Source organism: Campylobacter sp. BCW_6871 (genome assembly GCF_001762325.1).
GTDB classification, from domain to species: Bacteria; Campylobacterota; Campylobacteria; order Campylobacterales; family Campylobacteraceae; genus Campylobacter_D; species Campylobacter_D jejuni.
This window is the reverse complement of record NZ_MJWQ01000062.1, coordinates 1-5,351: the sequence shown is the minus strand read 5'-3', so window position 1 is coordinate 5,351 and position 5,351 is coordinate 1. Positions and strand designations below refer to the sequence as shown.

Sequence of the window (5,351 nt, the reverse complement as noted above, 5' to 3'; positions counted from 1 at the left end):
TAGGCATCTTACAAACTGCAGATAAGGCTATGGATGAGCAACTTAAGATCTTAGATACAATCAAGACTAAAGCAACTCAAGCAGCTCAAGATGGACAAAGCTTAAAAACAAGAACTATGCTTCAAGCAGATATTAACCGCTTGATGGAAGAACTTGATAATATTGCTAATACTACTTCATTTAATGGTAAACAACTTTTAAGTGGTAATTTTATCAATCAAGAATTTCAAATCGGTGCAAGTTCAAATCAAACTATTAAAGCTACCATAGGCCCAACCCAATCTTCTAAGATAGGTTTAACACGCTTTGAAACTGGAGGAAGGATTTCTGAAAGTGGTGAAGTGCAATTTACTTTGAAAAACTATAACGGTATAGATGATTTTAAATTTCAAAAAGTTGTGATTTCAACTTCGGTTGGAACAGGACTTGGGGCTTTAGCTGAAGAGATCAATAAAAATGCCGATAAAACGGGTGTTAGGGCTACCTTTACAGTAGAGACTCGAGGTATGGGTGCAGTTAGAGAAGGTACTACTTCTGAAGATTTTACTATTAATGGGGTAAAAATCGGCCAGATAGAATATAAAGATGGCGATAGCAATGGTGCTTTAGTTTCTGCAATCAACTCTGTAAAAGATACTACAGGAGTAGAAGCCTCTATAGATGAAAATGGTAAACTTTTGCTCACTTCAAGAGAGGGTAGAGGGATTAAAATTGAAGGTGATATAGGCAAGGGTGCTTTTATCAATCCAAATATGAAAGAAAATTACGGTCGCTTATCTTTGGTAAAAAATGATGGTAAAGATATTTTAATCAGTGGAACAGGATTAACTGCTACTGGATTTGGTGCAAGTAGTTTCATTTCACAAGCTTCTGTTTCTCTAAGAGAATCAAAAGGTCAAATTGATGCCAATGTTGCTGATGCTATGGGGTTTAACTCAGTTGATAAAGGTAATATTTTAGGGGGTTATTCTTCCGTTTCTGCTTATATGAGTAGTGCCGGTAGTGGATTTTCGTCAGGTTCAGGTTATTCTGTAGGTAGTGGTAAAAATTATTCCACAGGTTTTGCTAATGTGATAGCTGTTTCTGCAGCTTCTCAACTCTCAGCGGTTTATAATGTATCTGCAGGCTCAGGTTTTTCTAGTGGTTCTAATTTATCTCAATTTGCAACCTTGAAAACTTCAGTTGGAAATACTCTTGGTGTAAAAGATGAAACAGCAGGTGTAACTACACTTAAAGGCGCTATGGCAGTGATGGATATAGCAGAAACTGCTATAACAAATCTTGATCAAATCAGAGCAGACATTGGTTCAGTGCAAAATCAACTTCAAGTTACTATAAACAACATCACTGTAACTCAAGTAAATGTTAAAGCAGCAGAATCAACCATAAGAGATGTAGACTTTGCGGCTGAAAGTGCAAATTTTTCTAAGTATAATATCCTTGCGCAGTCAGGTTCTTATGCTATGAGTCAGGCTAATGCTGTACAGCAAAATGTTTTAAAACTTCTTCAATGATTTCTTAGATGCTTTTATGCATCTAAGATTTTTAGAGTGCCTTTTTCTTTTCTAAAAAATTTTGCAAAGGTAAGATGGCGATTTTAAGTCTTTTGTCTTGAGCCTCTAAAAGATCTATGATATTTTCAATCAAAGATTCGTGTGCATAAATCCAAGCAAAAAGTTTATTTTGTTTATCAGCTTCATCTTTGATATCCTTAAGATATAAAGGTGCTAAAAGGCTTTGTTCGTGGTGTAAAGTAGGCCCTAGAATTTCTTTTAAAAAGCTGTATTTTTGACTTGAAAGTTTTTCTTTGAGTTTATCGATGTTTTGATTGAGTTCATTAAGAGATAATTTGCTTTTTCCATGGGTAAGATTATGAATTTGTTTTTTGATTTTTTTACATTCTTTTTGAAAATTAAGCGCTAAGCTCATATTTTTTTTGATTTTTTTATAGATTTTTAAACCCAATTCTACTTGTTCTTTGGTATTTAAAGCTTTTAATTTTTTGAAATTTTTATCTTTTTCATTTTCAAGTAGATCTTTGCAAACTTCTTTAAAAGGTCTTTCTATAGCACTTTCTATCCTAGCGCCTCCTTCAGTGCAATTATAAGTTTTACTTTCGCTATAGAAAATAAAATTTTCAAAAATTTGCCTAAAAAGAGTCCATATTTCAGAACTTTCTGCTTTGCCTTCTCCTCCATAAGCTAAGGTAGTAAATTTTCCAAAATCCCTTTCATAGTCCCCATTATGCCAACTAGCATGAATAAAACCTTTAGAATGCGTTTGTCCATCTTCACTATAAGCTAGATCTTGTCCTATTAAAATGATATTTTTATGTCCTAAATTTTCTGCACATTCATAAGCCATGTGTGATACGCTCATACCTGCATTAATATACCCATAATCATCTAGATCTAAATATCTTGCAAAAGGTTGTCCTTTAAGAATAAGCATATAGTTTCTTTTGTTTTTTTCAAGATAATCAATAGTTTTTTTATGTGCCAAAGAAGCAACTAAAAAAATAATATCTTTATCAAATTCTCCAAAATCATTATTAAAACATTCTGCTACTACCTCATCACGCTCTAGCATGCAAACATAATCAGGTTTTATACCTTCTCTTGCAAGTATATTATAAGCACTGTCTGCACAAAAAATCGTAGCTTTATTACCATACTTTTTTAATAAAGGAAGTTGTTTAGTTAAACTTGGTCCTGTTGCAACGACTATGGCTGTTTCTTTAGCATTTTTTCTTTTTTTGAGAAGTTCTTTATAGCTTGGATGTGAAATGAGTTTGGGAAGATTATAAACAAATTGTTCTATACCTTGCATAGCATCTTTAGGATCATTTCCATGCATGAGATTATGGTTTTTTATGGTTAGGATATTGAGTTTGTTAAGTTTTAAAATATCTTCTTTGTATTCTTCGTAAAAATCATTGGCAATGTGTAGATTATAAGAACGATAAAATAAATCTCCTACAAGGCGAAAGATTTTTTCAATTTTAGGTAAAGTTACATCATCTTGATGAACAATGATAAGCCTTCCTAAACTTAAATCTTTACTAAAATCGACAAAATTAAAAGCTAAAAATATAAGCTCTAATTCTTTTTCAAAAATAATCATTCTTTTAAGATTTTTATTTTGCAATAAAATTTTATATAAAATCCCATTTCCTATTCCATAGAAAAAAAACACAGGATAACGAGCAAAATCTTTAAAATATTCTAAATCTTTTTCAAGTTCTTTTACAGGATCTTGATACATTTTTTTCAAATTTCTTTTTTTGATGATATTGATATCAAGATTATCTTTTCCTTGGGTAAAAGTAAAGTCTCTAAGTTCTTTAAGATCTTGAAGCTTTTTGCGTAAAATTTCATACTCAGAGTCACCTAAAGCTTTGATATTTTTTTCAAAATTATTTTCCTCTCTCACCTTCTCACCCTTTCCATCCATTTATCTAATTTTCTTTCTTTAAGTTTTTCTTCTAAAGGAAGTATATTTTTAATCAAAGCATTTTCTTGTGCTTTAATATGTCCATAAACTAATTCCATAAATTCTAAATGTTCTTTTATCCAAAGAATATTTTTATTAAAAGCATCTTCTTTGGTTTTAGGATTTAAAACATAAATTCTAGCAAGATTAAGTTCAAATTGTGTCAGTAAAGGACCTAAAATCTCATACAAATCTTGCATTTGTTTAATATCTTCAAGTTTATTTTTAAATTCATCTATTTTTTCAATAGCTAAATTGATATCCTCTTCTTTTTCATTTAAACTCAAATATATACTTTGTATATTTTCAAAATCATTGCTGAGTATTTTACTAAAATCTCTACAATGTTTAATACTTTGATAAACTTTATAATAAGCCTTAAGTAAAAACTCATTTTGTTTATTTAAACTTAAAGGTTCTAATTTTTCAAAAGGTTTATTTAAATCTTTATCAAGTAAATTCTCACAAGCCCATAGAAAAGGTTTTTCTATAGTTCCTTCTATCCTTGCTCCACCTTCGGTGCAGTTGTAGGTGGTGATACCCATTTTTCTAGTATTTGGAATCATTTCATTTTCAAACCAATTTTTAAATAAAAGCCATATACTATGAGTTTCGACTTTTCCGTTGCCTCCATAAGCTTTGGTTAAAATGTGCTCATACATTTGACTTTCATAGTTAGCTGAGTTTTGATAATCATCAGGATGAGAATTGCCATTTTCAGCATAAGCTAAATCTTGTCCTATAAAAATGATGTTTTTATGACTTAGATAAGTTGCTAGATAAGGTAATGTATGTGCAACACTAAGTCCTACAGCAGCATAAGAAAAATCTTTAAGATTTATATAATATGGAAAAGCAAGAACTTTTTGAGTTATAATAAAAGTTTTACCCTTTAAATATTCAATCGCTTTTGGATGAACAACACCAGCACAAATAAATACAATATCCTTATCAAATTCCCCAAAATCATGATTAAAAAATTCAGCCGTAAATTCACTTCTTTCAAGCATGCAAACATAATCAGGCTTTATACCATGTTTAGCTAAAATAGGATAAGAAGAATCTGCACAAAAAATCGTAGCTTTATTAGCATATTTTTTTAACAAAGGAAGTTGTTTAGTAAGAGATGGTCCTGTAGAAACAATAATAGCTGTATCACTTAAATTTTTTCTTTTGGAAAGTAATTCTTTATAACTAGGATGAGTGATCATTGAAGGAAGATTATAGACAAATTGCTCTATACCTTGAAGAGCATCAAGTGAATCATTACCATTTCTTAAAATGATATTTTTAAAAGTTTCTGCTAATTTCTTATTTAACTCCAAAACATCTTCATGAAATCTTTCATAATAATGACTCATCAGTTCTAAAAAATAAATTCTAGAAAATTGAAAGAAAGGTTTGTTAGAACAAAAATTAGAAAAAAATTCTATATCTAAAGAACTAGTTTCTAAAATCATCAATCTTGAATTTTGTAATTCATTTGAAAAATCTAAGATATGAAACATCATCCAAATGATCTCTATATCTTTTTCAAAAACAACAATATGTTGATGATTTTTATTTTGTAATAAAGCTTTAAATAAAATTCCATTTCCAAAACCATAAAAATACAATACAGGATAAAGTAGGTATTTGTCATTGTAAGTATTTAGCATAGAGTTTAATTCATTTATAACATTTTCATAAAGAAAAGTATTATCATTCGTATCTTTTAGATTGATATCAAGATTATCTTTACCTAAGATAAGTTCAAATTTGCTAGACTTGATTTCTTTTAAACTTTCTTTTAAAAGAATATTACCTAAAGCTTCAATATTTTTGTTAAAGAGCTCTTTTTGGGTAGGAGTGAAGGTCAT

3 protein-coding genes are annotated in these 5,351 nt (G+C 29.8%); 1 reads left to right on the top strand and 2 read right to left on the bottom strand.

Translation table 11 applies throughout. The features are described from left to right. Positions 1 to 1,514 (top strand): flagellin A (locus AJ930_RS06775; RefSeq protein ID WP_070275056.1); only part of this gene is annotated, 1,514 nt, incomplete at its 5' end. A gap of 31 nt (positions 1,515 to 1,545) precedes the next feature. Here AJ930_RS06775 and AJ930_RS06770 read toward each other — a convergent pair. Together AJ930_RS06770 and AJ930_RS06765 are read right to left on the bottom strand one after the other, a co-directional pair. Further along, positions 1,546 to 3,432: a motility associated factor glycosyltransferase family protein gene (locus AJ930_RS06770; RefSeq protein WP_083263164.1), complete on the bottom strand. Its 1,887-nt coding sequence runs from the start codon at positions 3,430 to 3,432 to the stop codon at positions 1,546 to 1,548. Beyond that, positions 3,429 to 5,351, bottom strand: a 1,923-nt coding sequence (locus tag AJ930_RS06765) for a motility associated factor glycosyltransferase family protein (protein ID WP_070275054.1), incomplete at its 5' end; no start/stop codon positions are given. The genes AJ930_RS06770 and AJ930_RS06765, both read right to left, overlap by 4 nt.